Genomic DNA, 15,617 nt, shown 5'->3' with positions numbered 1-15,617 from the left:
TCCTGATAGGAGTGTCTGGTTAGGCAAGGAGCCGTTTCCCCATGGTTTACATCCCCCTGGACTCGAGCCGGGAAAGTTCCGTGGCGCTGCTACGCGAAGGCAACACGTTCATCTCGACCCGCTGCGAGCGTTACGACACGAATATCTTCCGGACCCGCCTGATGCTGGAGAAGACGATCTGTCTGCGTGGCGAGGCGGCGGCGCGTCTGTTCTATGATGAGGAGCGCTTCACGCGGGAAGGGGCCGCCCCCGGGCTGCTGGTCAAGACGCTGTTCGGGGTCGGCGGCGTGCAGGGGCTGGATGGCGAGGCGCACCGGGTCCGCAAGCGGATGTTTCTGGACCTGATGAGCGAGGCCGACATCGACGAGCTGACACGCTTCGCCGCCGACCATTGGCGGCAGGCCGCCGAAGCCTGGCAACGCCAGAAGCAGATAACCCTTCACAGCGCGGTGCAGATGATCCATTTTCGCGCGGCGTGCCGCTGGGCAGGCGTGCCGGTCGATGCCGACGAGGTCGAGACGCGGTGTGCCGAGCAGGCGGCGATGATCGATGGCGCCGGCGGTGTCGCCAACCGGCACTGGCAGGCCCGGCGTGCCCGCAAGCGCTCGGAAGCGTGGATGGCCGATCTGGTCGAAGCGGTGCGTGGCAATCGAATCCAGGTCGACGAGGATCGCGCCCTGTTTCGGGTCAGCTGGCATCGTGATGCACGCGGCGAACTGCTCTCCCCGCAGGTGGCGGCAGTCGAAATGCTCAACCTGCTGCGTCCGACCGTGGCGATTTCCCGTTTCGTCGCTTTCGTTGCACTGGCGCTGCATGAGCATCCGGCCTGGTACGAGAGCCTGCGCGACAGCGACACTTGGCTCGAGCCGTTCGTGCAGGAAGTGCGTCGCGTTTACGGGTTTTTCCCGTTCCTGGCGGCACGTGTGCGCGACGATTTCGAGTGGAACGGCTACCGCTTTTCGAAGGGACGGCGTGTCCTGCTGGATCTCTACGGCACCAATCGCGATCCGCGCTCATGGGAACGGCCCGACGAGTTTCGGCCCGAGCGTTACGAACGGGAGACCATCAACGCCTATAATTTCCTTCCTCAAGGTGGCGGCGACCATGCCATCAACCATCGCTGCCCCGGCGAGTGGTTTACCATTGCACTGATGAAGGAAGCCGTGCGACAGCTAACCCGGCATATGACGTACACAGTGCCGCAACAAGACTTGCACGTCGACTGGTCGAGGATGCCGGTCATCCCCGAGAGCCGTTTCGTCATCGCGTCAGTCAGGCCGGTAGCGCCGGCCTGACCAGGGCGATGACCAGGTGGAAATGCCTATAGCCAGGTGGAGAGGGTCAGCGAGCCGAACCGGTCGGATTCGGTCTGCTGATCGAATTCCTTGGTGCGCCACACGGCAGTATATGCCAGCTGCCAGTCGCCCCAGTTGACGGCGACACCGGCCTTGAGGTCGCCGACCCACTCGCGGCGATCCACCTCGTGGCTGTCTTCGAAGGTGTTGCCGTCGAGCAGCAGGTTACGCGCCATGTAGCGGCCCTCGACGCCCACGAAGCCGTACCAGCCGAAGGGCTTGCCGGGCAGGAAGCCCTGACGCAGGCTCATCGCCGGCGCCACGCTGGGAACCCCGAAACTGTTGTCGAGCCCCTGGCCGAAGCGCAGCGTGCCGCCTGCACCGGCATAGGTGTAGAGATTGCCCAGCGCCAGCGACGTATGCGGGCCATATTCCGTTTCCAGTCCCCCCAGATTGCCCTGCGCCCACCATGCCTTGTGCCAGCCCAGGTTGAGGATGGGTTCGTTTTCCAGCTGATTGTCCCAGCCTTCGGCTTCCTCGCTGCCCAGGATGTGATGCGCGCCGTTCTGCAGCTCTTCGGCGCCTGTCGCTGGACCGACCAGGCCGAATTCCAGATCGAGTACCGAGGCTTTGCGCCAGCCGTCATGCTCGACATCGTCGAACAGTGAGATTCCCCCCAGCAAGAGGCCGGCATACGGACGGTCATTTTCGATGAGCCCCTCGGCCGCGATGTTATCGGGGGTATAGATCTGGTGCGCCAGATGGTAGCCGACGGCATCCAGGCCCTGTGCCGACCAGCCGGGCAGGCGAGCGGCGAGCTGGCGGGCCCAGTGCTGCTCGTCGGGTACGCTGATGCGTGTCAGTTCGACGCCATTGGTGTAATGCTCATCGCCCCCCGCCGAGAATGTGTCGTTAGTGAGCTTTAGCGAATAGAGGGCGTCCTCGGCGGCTGCGGTCGCGGGAAGGGTGGCAAGGGCCAGACACAGTCCATAGGGAAAATAGCGCATTGATTGGCTTGGCATCGATGCTCTTCCTTGAATCATTTGGGAGGGAAACATACAAGCGCGTAGGTTTATCCTAGCTAAACCTTCGGAGGTTAACAATTTCATCAGAGAACTAATGCTTGCAAATATATTTGCAATGCTGCAAATATATTTTATATTGCGCCAATAGGCATCTACAGTGATGCCATCAGCCATGAGAGAGTCTCTATGTCCGCCACTCCCCACTCGACGACACCGGCGAATTTCGCCGAGTTGCAGGCCTTGGCGACCTCGATTCGTCGTGGCGACGCTCAGGCTCCCCATCTTTCCTCCAAGGCCCTGCAACTGCTCGATGCCTTGCTGGCCATGCCCGAAACGGTGGGGCTGTCGAATATTTCGCGCCTCGGGGAACGCCTCGAGGTCAACCCGTCGCGCCTGACCCGGCTGGCGCATGCCTTGGGATTCTCCGGCTTTCGCAGCTTTCAGGCTCTGTTCCGTGAGGATCTGGCAGGTAGCAGCTTTTACTCCACCCGGGCGGAGCGGCTGCTCGACTTCGGGCAGGCCCCGGAAGGTGCGGTCGCCAAGGGGGCGCAGGATCAGGCCTTGTGGCAGCAGGAAATGGCCAACCTCACGGCCGCGGTCGAAGGGCTCGATAGCGATGCAATGCAGCGGGCAGTTCGCCTGATCGTCGAGGCGCGGCATGTCCATGTGATTGGCCTGCGGGCGAGCTTCGGTGCCGCTCACTATCTCGCCTACTACCTGGACTTTCTGCGCGATGCCGTCAGGCACATCTCGCCCCTGGCCGGTGTCGGCGTGGAACAGGCCCAGCATCTGACACAGGGCGATCTGGTCATCGGCGTGGCGTTCCGTCCCGAGACACGTGCCAGCCTCGATTACTGTCGGTTCGCCGTGGACCAGGGGGCGACGCTGCTGGCGTTGACCAATCACTCCGGCTCGCAACTGGCCAGCCTGACCGAGCACGTGCTGGTGGCTCCGGCCGAAGGGCCGTTTTTCTTCAATCCCATGACCAGCCTGTTCCTGCTGGTCGAACTCCTGCTGTCGCGTGTCGCCCATGAGCTGGGCAGTGCCGCGATCGGCAGCATTCGTCAGCGTGAGGCGCTGATCGCCTGTCACAACGTCGAATGAACCGCCATGTCCGTCATGCCCTGGAGGCACCACGATGAAGACCGCCGATGAGTCCGCCGCTCAGTCCGATTCCCGTTCACTGCCGGCCAGCGAGCGTCTGGAAGCGGCCTATGCCAAGGATGATGCCGCCACGCGTGCATCCGATACGTTGTTGATCAACGAGCAATCGCGCCTGCTCGAGGCCGAGGGCAAGCGCGTCTACAAGTTCGGTTTCGGTCAGTCGCCGTTTCCCGTCTTTTCTTCGGCGGTGGATACGCTGGCGGCGCATGCCGCGGACAAGGATTACCTGCCGGTGCAAGGGTTGCCGGCGTTGCGTGCTCAGGTGGCCGCCTTTCATACCGACACCGATGCCACGCCCTGGGAAGCGTCGCGTGTCGTGATAGGGCCGGGCAGCAAGCTACTGCTGTTCGCCCTAATGAAGGCGCTGCCCGAGGCGGATATCCTGATCCCCGCGCCGTCCTGGGTTTCCTATGCCCCTCAGGCGCGCATGGCCGGGCAGCGGGCCGTGCGTCTGGAAGCGTCCTTCGAGACGCGCTGGCAGATCACCGCAGCGCAGCTCGAGGCGCACTGCCGGGCCGAGCCCGAGCGCCTCAAGGTATTGATCTACAACGCGCCGGGCAATCCCACCGGGCTGGCACCGGCATTGGAAGAACAGCAGCGACTGGCGGAGGTGGCACGGCACTATGGTGTGCTGGTGCTCGCCGACGAGATATACGGTCTGCTGAACCATCGCGGGACGCATCGCGCCTTTGCGCATGACTACCCGGAAGCCACCGTGACCACCGGAGGGCTGTCGAAGTGGTGCGGGGCGGGAGGATGGCGTCTCGGTGTCATGCATGTTCCGGCCACCCTGGGCAGCGAGGTGTTCGCCCGCGTATTGGGCATCGCCTCGGAAACCTGGTCCAGCGTGGCCAGTCCGGTCCAGCAGGCAGCGATAACGGCCTATACCCGGACGGATGCGCTCGATGCCTACCTGCAGCGCCAACGCAACGTACTCAGCGAGATCGGCCAGTGGTGTGCCGCGCGTCTCAACGAGGCGGGTGTACGTACCCACGCGCCCGATGGCGGTTTCTACCTGTTTCCCGATTTCGAGGCGCATCGCCAGGCTCTGGCGGCACGTGGCATCACGACCAGTGCCGAGCTGACTCGGCGCCTGCTGGAAGAGGCCGGTGTGGCGCTGTTGCCCGGCAGTGCCTTTGGCTGCGATCCCGGGCAGTTGACGGTGCGCTTGGCCTATGTCGATTTCGATGGCGCCGCCCTGTTGCACTCTGGCGGTACGGTCATGGATCATGAGGCGACCCTTCCGGTTGTCGAGGGTATCGAGGCCATCGTCGGCTGGCTCCAGCAGCAGACCTGACGATGCCAAGGGCGAAGCCGCGTCGTGTTTTGCAGACGCTTGTAACGCCCAGGAGATGTTCTGTTGCGTTTTTCTACACGAAAGCAGGAACCTCTCAGCCCGAGAGCCATCACAGGGAGACACACAGTATGATCAAGGGAGTTTTATTTATGCGTAGGATGACCGCACTGTTTTCTGCCGCCCTGCTGAGCGCAGGCATGATGTCCGTACCGGCCATGGCACAGCAGGACTCAGCGACCCAGCAGGGTGGTACGGCCCAACAGGGTCAGGCAGCCACCCAGGACTTCACGGACCAGCAGCTGCAGCAGTTCGCCGATGCTTCTCAGGAGATCGCTCAGGTTTCTCAGGATTACACCCAGCGTCTGCAGGAAGCCCAGGGCGATCAGGCCAAGCAGCAGGAAATCCGTATGGAGGCCAACGACAAGATGATCGCTATCGTTGAAGAGAGCGGTCTGGATGTCGAAACCTTCAATTCGATCGGTCAGGCGATTCAGCAGAATCCCGAACTGATGAAGCGTGTTCAAGAGATGGTGCAGAGCGGTTCGTAATTGCGCTGTGCGACACGACGGCACGCCGTCGACACGCTAAAGGGCCACCTTCGGGTGGCTCTTTTTCATGTCAGAGCGGGACGTAGCCAGCCAACGCAGGGCCAATCAAACGGGCCGTTCCAGCGAAAAGATGTCCGTGGTTCGCACATAGTCGGCACCAGCCAGGCGACCAACGGGGCGTAGAGCTTCGCGGCTGACGTGTCGTCCGTCCCAGATGGCCGGGTCGGCATGGATGACGACGACCTCCGCCAGTACCAGCCGGCCTGAACGCGGCCGGTCGCCGAAGTTCAGTACGTCACGGACCCGACAGCCGAAGGCGATCGGCGCCTCGGCGATGCGCGGGGGCTTCAGCTCTCCCAGAGGCGCCTTGCCGAGGCCGGCATGGGTGAACTCGTCCGCGTCGGGAGGCAGCGTGGCGCTGGTCGCGTTCAGGGCCTCGATCAGGTCCTCACTGCCCACATGTACCACGCACTCCCTGATTATCTCCAAGTTGCGCACCGTGTCCTTGGGCGCGGCGCGATCGTCGAGCAGCGGAGCAAAGGCCAGGACCGGCGGATCGACACTGACGACGTTGAAAAACGAGAACGGTGCCAGGTTGGCGTTGCCCTCGGCATCGACAGTGGATACCCAGGCAATCGGGCGCGGTGCAACAGCGCCGGAGAGCAGGCGATAGATCGTGCCGGCTTCCAGCTGGGCGACATCAAGGAAAGCCGGGTCGGTCGGTTTGGTAGGCATGCAGAACTCCGAGAGATGATCGAAACGTGCGAAACACTCAAATCCGTTGGCCGAGCTGGCGCTCCAGATGCGCGCTGAGACGTAGGGCGAGTTGCGTCAACGTCAGCGTGGGATTGGCGTGACCAACGCTGGGAAACACGCTGGAGCCGGCAATGTAGAAATTGGCCTGGCCGAACACTTTGCAGTCGGTATCGACGATGCCCTGGTCCGGCGTCAGGCTCATGCGGGTCCCTCCCATATGATGGCGCCCGGCAATTTCGCCATCTATAGGGAATTCGATGTGTTCGATGTCCTCGCTGGCCAGCCAGGGAGCCAACTGCAAGCGGCCCATGTTGCGATCCCGCAAGTATTCCCCCAGCAGCAAGGTCGTGTCGCGCACGGTCTTGGCGTCGAGAGGCGTCTTGCGCCAGATCAGACGGGCGCGGGGCATGCCCAGCTTGTCCGTTGCCGTATCCAGTTCGATACGGCTTTCCGGGTGTGGCTCCTGCTCCCAGGCTGCACGCAGCAGAGCGCCGCACATCAGGCGCTTGCCGAAGGCCTTGTCGTTGAGTTCGCGCCCGAGCGCTGGCGCGGCAAAGGCCAGATCGTCGATCAACTGCTCGGTATCTTCGTCGCCCATGCGATGCAGACGCAAGCCGCAGTTGAGAATCCCCCGCTCGGCGATGCTCTCCGGTGTCGGGGCTAAAAAGACCGTGTGGTCGAGGTCGAGTCCGACGCGTTCGGGGGCGAGAAACAAGGCTCGGCCGATGGTGGCATGCGGATGGTCCATCCAGTAGCGGCCCAAGGTGTCGGGATACTTGATCAACTGACCGTTGGCTTGACGGTTGCACCACAGCAACAGGCGCGAGTTCTCGATGCCGCCGCACGCCAGCACGAAGTAGTGGGCACTGACGCTTCGTTCGTTGCCGGTATAGTCGCGAAATATCGCTCGCGTCACCCGGCCCTGCGAGGTTTCCAGCCCGAACAGGTTGGCGGTGGGACAATAGAACAGCGTCCCGGCGGCGTGAACGAAGGCGCTGTATTTGGACTTCAGGCGGGTCGGCGGCGGCGCGGAAAAATGGATCCGCTTGAGCCCCGACCCGGGAATGTCACTATCCGGTGGAAGGGGGAGTACGCCAAGTATTTCTGCCGCTTCGGCGTAGTAGGGTTCCAGCGCCTCACGGCCAATCGGCCAGACCGTCGCCTTGGGGGCGGCGGGTTTGGCGGCAAAGTCGTAAGTATCCAATGGCCGGCAGATGCCGCCCCAGTGGTTGGTCGAACCACCGAAGTAGCGCAGGCGCGTACTGAAAAGCGGGATGTAAGGATCGCCGAGCGACTCGCCCTGATAGATTTCCTGCGATCGCTCGCTGTATTCGTGGTCGCCGCCTTCGCAAAGGGCCACACGATATCCCCGGCGAGCCAGGCGCTGGGCCATGGAGAGCCCGGCTGCGCCACAGCCCACGATGCACACATCAACGGAAGAATTACCGAGTTCGGAAAAATCGATCTGCATCAGATATCGCTCTCGCGCAGTAGCCAGCCGTTGACCATTCGCGGTGGGGCATCTTGAGCGGAAACGGGACTTTCCCGGCGGTCGACTTGGTTGCCAGCGAGTGAGCGGGCGGCCTGGGCACTCGGCGTAAGGGTACCGGCCAGCGTCAGGCTGCCCAAGCCCAGGCAGTGCATGAATTGTCGGCGCGTCAGGCGATGCTGCAGGGGGGGCGACAACGGAGTCAGGGACCGAAGCATGAATGGATCATCCTTGTTATGGTTTTTGTAACCCACTCTAGCCGATCCGTCATGGCTTCACATCATGAAGGCCAGCAATAGCGGCAGATACAGGAACGAGAGCAGGGTCGAGCAGAACACCAGTCCGGCCACGTATTCCGGCTCGCGGCGTGCGCGCTGGGCGAACAGGTAGTTATAGACTGCCACTGGCATGCTCATTTGCAGGATCAGTACGCTTTGCGCCAGCGGTGGCAGGCCGAGAAGTTGCGATACGCCAAAGGCCGCCAGCGCCGCGGCGGGAATGCGCAGCAGGCTGAATTCCAGGCTCGAAGCGAGGCTACGTACCTGGATGCTGGCCAGCGAGACCCCCAGCGTGATCAGCATGAGCGGCACGCTGAAACCGGAAATCAATTCGACCGTGTTGGACAGCCAGCGCGGCAGCGTATGGCCGGTAAGCAGCAGGGCGGAAGCGATCAGAATGGCGTAGACGGTCGGGGTGCGCAGCAACGTACGCAGTGGATGACCACTGCGGCTGGCCAGCATGGCACCGAAGGTGAACTGCACCAGGGCCACCGAGACCATGATGGTAATGGCATAGGCGAAGCCGGCCTTGCCGAAGGCATAGAGCACCACCGGCAACCCCATGTTGCCGGTGTTGGGGTACATCATCGGCGAGATGAGGACCTTCCAATCCTTGCGAAGCAGCTTGGCTATCGCGAAGCTGCCTGCAGCCATGAGGAGCAGTACCATAAGCGTGCCGAGCATGGTCTGGCCGAAGCTGCGCGCATCGATCTCGGCGTTGCCCAGTGCGGCAAGGATCAGGGTGGGCGTACCGATATTGAAGACCAGGCGGGTAATGAAATCGACAGGATAATCGTAGCCCAGCCGCTTCCAGAAAAAGCCGAGACTGGCTCCGAAGAAGACGGGAGCCATCACGGCAAAGAGTTCGGCGAACATGGGCGGTCCTTAGTGTCGATGCGAAATTATTCGACTATTGTCTATAATCGACACATGGTTATGCAATGTGGGGTTTGCTAATGGGTTGAAGCGTTACCTGGCGATGAGCAGGCTTGCTTCTGCGTTCCCGGCTCAATGAAGCGGCGGCGAATTGCTCGTCGTGCAGGATCTTCGACACAATGATAAAGCGCATGCGAGAGCGCTAACACGATACCAAGCAGTAACACGAGCAATGCGAGTGAATCGATAGCATCGAAGTGTCTAACTGCAGATGGAGAAACTAGGGTATTCGCGATTAGCTCGAAGGTACGCAGCACTAGCAGATGAGACATGTAGATAGAATAGGAAATCGTTCCCAACCAAATCATGGGTTGGCGCGAAAAAGCATGATTGATATAACCGTTATTGCCTGCCAAGGAAACGATGCTCAACGCCATCAGCACGGGAATGAGAGCATCCCAAACATTGAAATGCATGGAGGCAACTGTCGCCGCCAACAGCGTTAGTACTGCACCATCCGATGACCACCAGCCGGGATGCCGAAGGCTGACCAGGCGGTAAAGTACGATGCCAGCACTGAATTCAAGCAAGCAGCGCAACAGGCCGAGATCATAAGTAACATCGATATGTCCGAGACGAAAAGAAATCCAGGCCAAGCCACTAAAGCTTGCGATAAGAGCTAGCCCCATCCATAGACGTGATAAGTTAAGTAGGCATAGTGCAAGGATGGGAAATAATAGGTAGGCAATCCACTCAGCACCAATAGACCAGGCCGGCCCGTTCCAGCCTGGAGTGTCAATGAAACCTAGTGTCTGAATCAGCGCGATATTAGCTAGAAAATTATCCAGTGTGTTTCCGTTCACGAATGGTGCGTCGTTTAGATGTCCGGCATTGTGCAGGATTAACTTCACGAACTCGAGGGCTAGAAACATTGTCAGTATTGTGAGATGCAGCGGATACAGCCGGGCCAAGCGCCCTATAGCAAATGTTCTCGCACGTGACCAGTCAAAGCGGTTGCTGAATGTCTTTCCATATGCATGGGTCAATACGAACCCGCTGAGCAGGAAGAAGAAATCGACCCATAGATAGCCTTGACGAAAGAAAGCGGTGTAGCGTTCGAGCTGTAGGCTGGGCAGGAACCCGCCCGAGAAATGGAAAATGACGACCAACGTGGCGGCGATACCTCGGAGAGCAGTCAGGCTATGAAACTCCCGTTTCTGTCCTATCGCGGTTATGTGAGAAGCTCCTGCCATCAATCCATTACCTATCGGCTTCGTTACGTTTGTGGGCTTGCGAGTACCAGATTTGCGACCATGATTCAGTTTTCAAGTTCCGTGCCATGAAGGCCGGCCGACCTTGGCTAGGCGCCGTTATGTTGGTCGTACGAAATTATACTTGAAGGCATGCTAGCCAATAACTAGCTTGAGATAGTGAGTTAAGAGCAGAGATAGGGAGGTCACATGCTCAAGTTTCTGGCAAGTACGGCAGGTATAATTTTTCTTATCGGCTTGGTTGTAGTAATCGGTCTGTTGATGCTTATCTTCTAACGGCTGTCGCTCCGGTCCCAGTTGGACAGGGCTGAAGAGGATAGTCCAATCATAGGAGTTGTGGCCAGCCGCCTTCGCGGATAGCGGGACAGCCCGACACGCTGTGGTTATAGAGATACAGCCAGGCCGGGCCGAAGGTAGTGTGATGGATCAGGCGGTCGTAGTCGCCCCGCTTCGGTGTACGTACCCGGTATCCCTCCAGTCGATCGAGCGCGCTCAGTACCGGCGTGTCGACACGGAACACTTCCACCTCGATGCCCTGTGAGAGTTCGGTCTTGGCGCCGGGATAGGGGCCAAGGTCGTAGAGCGTCACGCTGTTGAGGCGATCCGAGCCCAGGAACTGCGCATCGGCTAGCCAATGATGATTGCGCAATCCGCGTTTCAGCGTGCCATAGACGGCCACCAGCGGCGTACGCTGGATGGCGAGCGCGGGAGTTAGCATGGCTCGGGCTCCTGCAGTAAGAAACGATCTCGACTGACGAAGGCGCTACGCTTTGTCTGAAAAATGCCTGCGCTCACCCACACGGCGTTAAAAATCGGCTCAAAATGCTCATTTACACCGCGTAAACTCCGCTTTTTCGCCAATTTTTGCCTTGTCTGGCCATCGCTCACCGATTTTTCAGACAGAGCTTAGTCTAGCATCGTTGCGCCTGTGGTCGACGATGCCTTGGGGCGTTGGGGCGTCCGGTCCGGCCGCATTCGGCGACACGGACCGGCATGAGCTGGATCAGTTCATCGCCTGCGGCAAATAGAGCGCGATCTCGGGGAACAGGCGCATCAGGGCAATGGCCAGAAGCATCAGCAGAAAGAACGGCACGGTAGCGCGGGTGATGGTGATGATGTCCTTGCCGGTCATGCCCTGAATGACGAACAGGTTGAAGCCTACCGGTGGGGTGATCTGCGACATCTCGACGACGATCACCAGGTAGATGCCGAACCAGATCAGATCGAAACCGGCGGTCTCGATGAGCGGCATGATGATCGAGGTCACCAGCAGGATCAGTGAAATCCCGTCCAGGAAGCAGCCCAGGAGCAGCAGGAACAGCGTCAGGATGATCAGTAGCGCCGTGGGCGACAGGCCCATCTCGGCGATGGCGTTGGCCAGTTGCATGGGCAGTTGCGTAAAGCCCATCGCCGAAGAGAGAAACGATGCCCCGGCGATGATGAAAGCGATCATGCATGAGGTTCGCAGGGCGGCGAATAGCGAGTCGAGAAAGATCGCCTTGTCGAAGTGGCCGTTGGCGCGGGCAATCAGCATCGACAGCACCACGCCGGCCGAGGCCGCTTCGGTGGGCGAGGCGAATCCGCCATAGATACTGCCGAGGATACCGCCGATCAGCACCAGCAAAGGTATGAGCTGGACGCTGCTGGCCAATTTATCGCGCAGCGAGGTCGAAGGCTCGCGCTTGCCGGCGCGCCCCTGGCGCTCGCCGACCAGCAGCGACCAGCCGATCAAATAGGCCATGAATAGGCCGAGCAGCAACAGGCCGGGACCGATCCCGGCGATGAACAGACGCGAGATCGACTGCTCGGTGACCACGCCGTAGACGATCATCATGATCGAGGGCGGAATCAGCAGGCCGAGTGTCGATGCGCTGGCCAGCGTGCCGATGGCCAGATTGGCGTCGTAACCGCGCCGTTCCAGCTCCGGCAGGGTCATCTTGCCGACGGTGGCGCAGGTCGCCGCCGATGAGCCGCACACGGCAGCGAACAGGCCGCTGCCGATGATGTTGGAATGCAGGAGGCGCCCAGGCAGGCGATTGAGCCATGGCGACAGGGCGCGGAACATGTTATCGGCCAGGCCCGAACGGAACAGCACTTCACCCATCCACACGAACATGGGCAGGGCGGTCAGTTCCCAGCCGTAGCTGGCGCCCCAGAAGTCCGAGGCCAGGATAGGGCCGGGTTCGAAACTCGAAAACGTCGACAGGGCGATCCAGCCGGTGCCGAGCAGGGCGAAAGCGATCCACACACCACCGCCCAACAGCAGGGCCAGGGCGGCGATCGTGACGAGGCTGAGAGTCAGCACGGGAGCGATCTCCAGGAGTATGTTGGGCGAGGGGCTTGGCTCATTCTCCACCGGCCTCTTCATGCCGTTCGGGGGCGACGTAGCGGCTCGGTGCCGTGACGGCGATGCGCAGCGTGGCGACCAGAGCCTCGATGAGTGCCAGGCACAGCAGGCCGACGCCGATCGTCAGCACCGTCTGCGGTATCCACAGCGGAATGGCGAGCAGGCCGGAAGAGACATCGCCGTAGTCGAGACTCTCGCGAATCAGACCGATCAGTTCCCAGCCCAGCACGAGGCACAATGCCAGGGCGACGATCAGGCAGGCGCTCTCGACCCATACGCGAACTGCGGACGGCAGACGCGAGATCACCAGCGTTACCCGGATATGTGCATGATGCACGAAGGTATAGGCCAGACTCAGGAAGGTGGCGCCGACCAGCAGATAGGCGGCGATCTCCGAGACGCCGGAGACTTCAAGGCCCAGCCGGCTGGCGCCGAACAGAACCAGCAGGCCGTCCAGACAGCGGAACAATACCTGCAGCGTAACCAGGGCACAGATGACCAGCATGCAGGCGGCGGCACCCCAGGCACCCAGGTCATAGAGTTTGCGGAGTCGGAAGGTCATGGCGAAACGTCCACATGACGGGTGGGGCGAAGGCGCGACTATGTCGTTGGAAGACAGCATCGCGCCCCACAGTCGGGTCGGGCCGCCGGGGCGGCCCGGTTGGCGTTACTGGGCCGCCTGACGCTTGCGGTAGTCGGACACCAGTCGTTCGGCCTGTTCGCCGGCCCGCTCCTGCCAGTTCTCGAACAGTTCGTTGCCGGCTGCCTGCAGCTGTGACTGCAGATCGCCCTGGGGCTCGGTGATGGTGATGCCGTGCTCCTCCAGCGCGTCGACGCTGGCCGCGCGGTCGTCACGGCTCATCTGCCAGCCGCGGCGCTCGGCCTGGGCCGCGGCGTCCAGTACCGCCTGCTGGGCGGACTCGTCCAGACGATCGAAGGCACGCTTGTTGACGAACACGATGTTCTTCGGAAACCACAGGTTGGCATCGCTGAAGTTGGAGACGTAATCCCAGGCCGACATGGCCTTGCCGGTCGAGACCGAGGTGATCATGGCGTCGACGCGCCCGGTGCTGAATGCCGTGGGAATGTCGGCTTCCTCGGTCTCGGTGGGATTGCCGCCGAGGTTCTCGACGAAACGCTGGGTGTTGATGTTGGGCGCACGCACGCGCAGACCCTGGAACTGCGAGGCGTCGGTCAGTTCGAAATCGGTGTAGATGCCCTGCGAGGGCCACGGCACGGAGTACAGCGGCATCATTCCTTCCTTGGCGAACAGCTGAGTGATGATCGGCTTGGAAGCCTGCCACAGCGCATAGGCATCCTCGTAGCTGTTGGCCAGCCCCGGCAGCGTGTCGACCTCGTAGATCGGCGACTCGTTGGACAGGGTGGAGAGGAATATCTCGCCGGCCTGGACCGTGCCACGGCGCACCGATGGCTTGATCTCGGCATGGCCGATCAGCGAACCGCCGCTATGCACGGTGATGTCGACCTCGCCGTCGGTGGCCTGGCGCACGTCCTCGGCGAACTGCTTGGTGTTCTGGGTGTGGAAGCTGGCATCGCCATAAGGTGTGGCCAGATTCCATTGTTCGGCGGCGAATGCCGGCACCGAGACGGCCATAGCGCCGGCAGTCACCATTGCGGCCAGGGAAAAAAGGCGGGTAGGCATGGAGTTACCTCGTGTTGTTATTGAACGGGTCGGGTCGGTTCATTCTTCAAGCCACGCTATTGCAAGGTCAAATCGTTAATTCTTATTCTCAGTATCGGCCCAGGCTTTCACCTTGGGTAGCGTGGCATCGTCGGCATGCTCCTGGGCATAGCGGGTCGCGCATTCCTGGGCGAGCTGCGACACGCTGCGGCTGAAGCTGGGGTAGCTCGCCGTGCGCCAGATGGCGTCGTAGTACATGGCCGGCAGCGGTGTGGGCAAGGCCAATTGCACCAGTTCGCCGTTCTTTACGCTATCTGCGACGGTGGAGACCGGCAGGGCGCCGATGCCCAGGCCCTCGATACTCATGCGCGCAATGGCCATCAACGTACTGGCGCAGTGGATCTTGGGATCGTCGAAGCCCTGCTCGGCCAGGTAGGCGACCAGTTCGCCATAGGGTCGGGCCTGGCGGGAGAACGAGATGAACGGCAGGGCACGTGGCCCTTTTCGGCGCAGAGTCTCGACGTGATGCGGGGCGACGAACATGCCCATCTCGAAGGTCGCCAGGGGGACCTGCTCCACACACAGCCCCGGAGCGACACCGTCCATCGCGAACAACATGTCGAAATCGTTGTCGGCCAGGCGTTGATGCAATAGCGGCGAGATATCCACGGTCAGTTCGATGGTCAACTGCGGATAGCGCTCGGCCAGGCGGCGCATGAAATCGGGAAACCAACTATGCGCAATGGTCTCGATGATGCCCAGGCGCAGCGTGCCCGAGAACTCTTCCTCGTTCTGGAACAGGCGCAGCGCTTCTTCGCGACCCGCCAGCAGGCGTTCGGCATGCTCGAAGAATTCCCGCCCACGCAGGGTGGGCTGCACCGGGCGGGCGGTACGCTCGAGCAGCGATTCGCCGACCGCCGCCTCCAGCCGATTGATGCGATCCGAGATCGACGGCTGGGTCAGGTGCAAGCGGGCGGCGACCTTGCGGAACGACCCCAGGCGGACGACCCAGACGAAGGCGTCGAGTTCCTTGAAATCGAACATGGCAGCGCCTCGTTATGCAGCGGCGTCAGTCTTGGTGGTCGAAATCACGCCTTCTTGAACAGTTGGGTCTCGCGGTCCTTGAAGGCCTTGAATTCCAGCGCATTGCCTGAGGGATCGTAGAAGAACATGGTGGCTTGTTCGCCAGGCTCGCCCTTGAAGCGCACGTAGGGCTCGATCTCGAACTCGACCCCGTGGGCGCGCAGCTTGTCGGCCAGGGCTTCCCAGGCATCCATTTCCAGCACGATGCCGAAGTGCGGAACGGGCACGCCATGGCCGTCGACCGGGTTCTTGTGGCTGGAAACCGGATTGTCTTTCAACGCCGGGTTGAGGTGACAGACGAACTGGTGGCCGTAAAGGTTGAAGTCGACCCAGCTCTCCGAGGAACGCCCTTCGGGGCAGCCCATGAAGTCACCATAGAAGCGCCGCGCCTCGTCGATATCGCGGACCTGGATAGCCAGATGGAAGGGATCGCTGACAGCCATGAGAAGGCCTCCTTTTATAAAAATTGTCGGGTGATTGCCTGCAGAATTCTTCGCCCGTGTCCGTGGCAACGTCAACTGTTTTCGTAAAAAACACTCAATGAAA

16 protein-coding genes are annotated in these 15,617 nt (G+C 61.2%); 4 read left to right on the top strand and 12 right to left on the bottom strand.

What is annotated here, in order from left to right; genetic code table 11:
* Positions 1-41: 41 nt before the first annotated feature.
* Complete coding sequence (locus MHM84_RS12480; RefSeq protein WP_239266627.1) at positions 42-1,295, top strand: cytochrome P450; 1,254 nt, start codon at positions 42-44, stop codon at positions 1,293-1,295.
* A 26-nt stretch (positions 1,296-1,321) separates the two neighbouring features.
* On the opposite strand, the gene MHM84_RS12475 is transcribed toward MHM84_RS12480, so the two are convergent.
* Positions 1,322-2,317, bottom strand: coding sequence for a lipid A deacylase LpxR family protein (locus MHM84_RS12475; RefSeq protein ID WP_239266625.1), 996 nt, complete (start codon positions 2,315-2,317; stop codon positions 1,322-1,324).
* 189 nt (positions 2,318-2,506) lie between these two features.
* Here MHM84_RS12475 and MHM84_RS12470 point away from each other — a divergent pair, with 189 nt between their 5' ends.
* The 3 genes from MHM84_RS12470 to MHM84_RS12460 all read left to right on the top strand — a co-directional run bounded on the left by MHM84_RS12470 (position 2,507) and on the right by MHM84_RS12460 (position 5,329).
* Positions 2,507-3,424: a MurR/RpiR family transcriptional regulator gene (locus MHM84_RS12470; protein ID WP_239266623.1), complete on the top strand. Its 918-nt coding sequence runs from the start codon at positions 2,507-2,509 to the stop codon at positions 3,422-3,424.
* Between the two features lie 34 nt (positions 3,425-3,458).
* Positions 3,459-4,781: an aminotransferase class I/II-fold pyridoxal phosphate-dependent enzyme gene (locus tag MHM84_RS12465; protein ID WP_239266621.1), complete on the top strand. Its 1,323-nt coding sequence runs from the start codon at positions 3,459-3,461 to the stop codon at positions 4,779-4,781.
* A 149-nt stretch (positions 4,782-4,930) separates the two neighbouring features.
* Entirely contained in the window at positions 4,931-5,329 is a 399-nt protein-coding gene (locus MHM84_RS12460; RefSeq protein WP_239266619.1) for a DUF4168 domain-containing protein, read from the top strand.
* 105 nt (positions 5,330-5,434) lie between these two features.
* On the opposite strand, the gene MHM84_RS12455 is transcribed toward MHM84_RS12460, so the two are convergent.
* The 11 genes from MHM84_RS12455 to MHM84_RS12405 all read right to left on the bottom strand — a co-directional run bounded on the left by MHM84_RS12455 (position 5,435) and on the right by MHM84_RS12405 (position 15,514).
* Positions 5,435-6,064 carry a flavin reductase family protein gene (locus MHM84_RS12455; protein ID WP_239266617.1) on the bottom strand — a complete coding sequence of 210 codons (630 nt, stop codon included), beginning with the start codon at positions 6,062-6,064 and terminating at the stop codon, positions 5,435-5,437.
* Positions 6,065-6,101: 37 nt separating this feature from the next.
* Complete coding sequence (locus MHM84_RS12450; protein WP_239266615.1) at positions 6,102-7,556, bottom strand: GMC family oxidoreductase; 1,455 nt, start codon at positions 7,554-7,556, stop codon at positions 6,102-6,104.
* Positions 7,556-7,792 carry a hypothetical protein gene (locus tag MHM84_RS12445; RefSeq protein ID WP_239266613.1) on the bottom strand — a complete coding sequence of 79 codons (237 nt, stop codon included), beginning with the start codon at positions 7,790-7,792 and terminating at the stop codon, positions 7,556-7,558. The genes MHM84_RS12450 and MHM84_RS12445 overlap by 1 nt, the downstream gene beginning before the upstream one ends.
* A 57-nt stretch (positions 7,793-7,849) precedes the next feature.
* Positions 7,850-8,728, bottom strand: a complete 879-nt coding sequence (locus tag MHM84_RS12440; protein WP_239266611.1) for an AEC family transporter — start codon at positions 8,726-8,728, stop codon at positions 7,850-7,852.
* A gap of 77 nt (positions 8,729-8,805) precedes the next feature.
* Positions 8,806-9,981 (bottom strand): acyltransferase, encoded by a 1,176-nt coding sequence (locus MHM84_RS12435; RefSeq protein ID WP_239266609.1) that lies wholly within the window; start codon positions 9,979-9,981, stop codon positions 8,806-8,808.
* 343 nt (positions 9,982-10,324) lie between these two features.
* Positions 10,325-10,717, bottom strand: a complete 393-nt coding sequence (locus MHM84_RS12430) for a gamma-glutamylcyclotransferase family protein (protein ID WP_239266607.1) — start codon at positions 10,715-10,717, stop codon at positions 10,325-10,327.
* Positions 10,718-11,002: 285 nt separating this feature from the next.
* Positions 11,003-12,304, bottom strand: a complete 1,302-nt coding sequence (locus MHM84_RS12425; protein WP_239266605.1) for a TRAP transporter large permease subunit — start codon at positions 12,302-12,304, stop codon at positions 11,003-11,005.
* 40 nt (positions 12,305-12,344) lie between these two features.
* A complete protein-coding gene (locus MHM84_RS12420; protein WP_239266603.1) occupies positions 12,345-12,908 on the bottom strand; it encodes a TRAP transporter small permease in 564 nt (187 codons plus the stop codon).
* Positions 12,909-13,013: 105 nt separating this feature from the next.
* Positions 13,014-14,009 carry a TRAP transporter substrate-binding protein gene (locus tag MHM84_RS12415; RefSeq protein WP_239266601.1) on the bottom strand — a complete coding sequence of 332 codons (996 nt, stop codon included), beginning with the start codon at positions 14,007-14,009 and terminating at the stop codon, positions 13,014-13,016.
* 75 nt (positions 14,010-14,084) lie between these two features.
* Entirely contained in the window at positions 14,085-15,032 is a 948-nt protein-coding gene (locus MHM84_RS12410; protein WP_239266599.1) for a LysR family transcriptional regulator, read from the bottom strand.
* Positions 15,033-15,076: 44 nt separating this feature from the next.
* Positions 15,077-15,514, bottom strand: a complete 438-nt coding sequence (locus MHM84_RS12405) for a VOC family protein (RefSeq protein ID WP_239266597.1) — start codon at positions 15,512-15,514, stop codon at positions 15,077-15,079.
* Between the last annotated feature and the right edge of the window lie 103 nt (positions 15,515-15,617).

The organism is Halomonas sp. McH1-25 (assembly GCF_022348165.1).
Lineage (GTDB): Bacteria > Pseudomonadota > Gammaproteobacteria > Pseudomonadales > Halomonadaceae > Modicisalibacter.
This window is presented reverse-complemented; position numbering and strand designations above follow the sequence as displayed.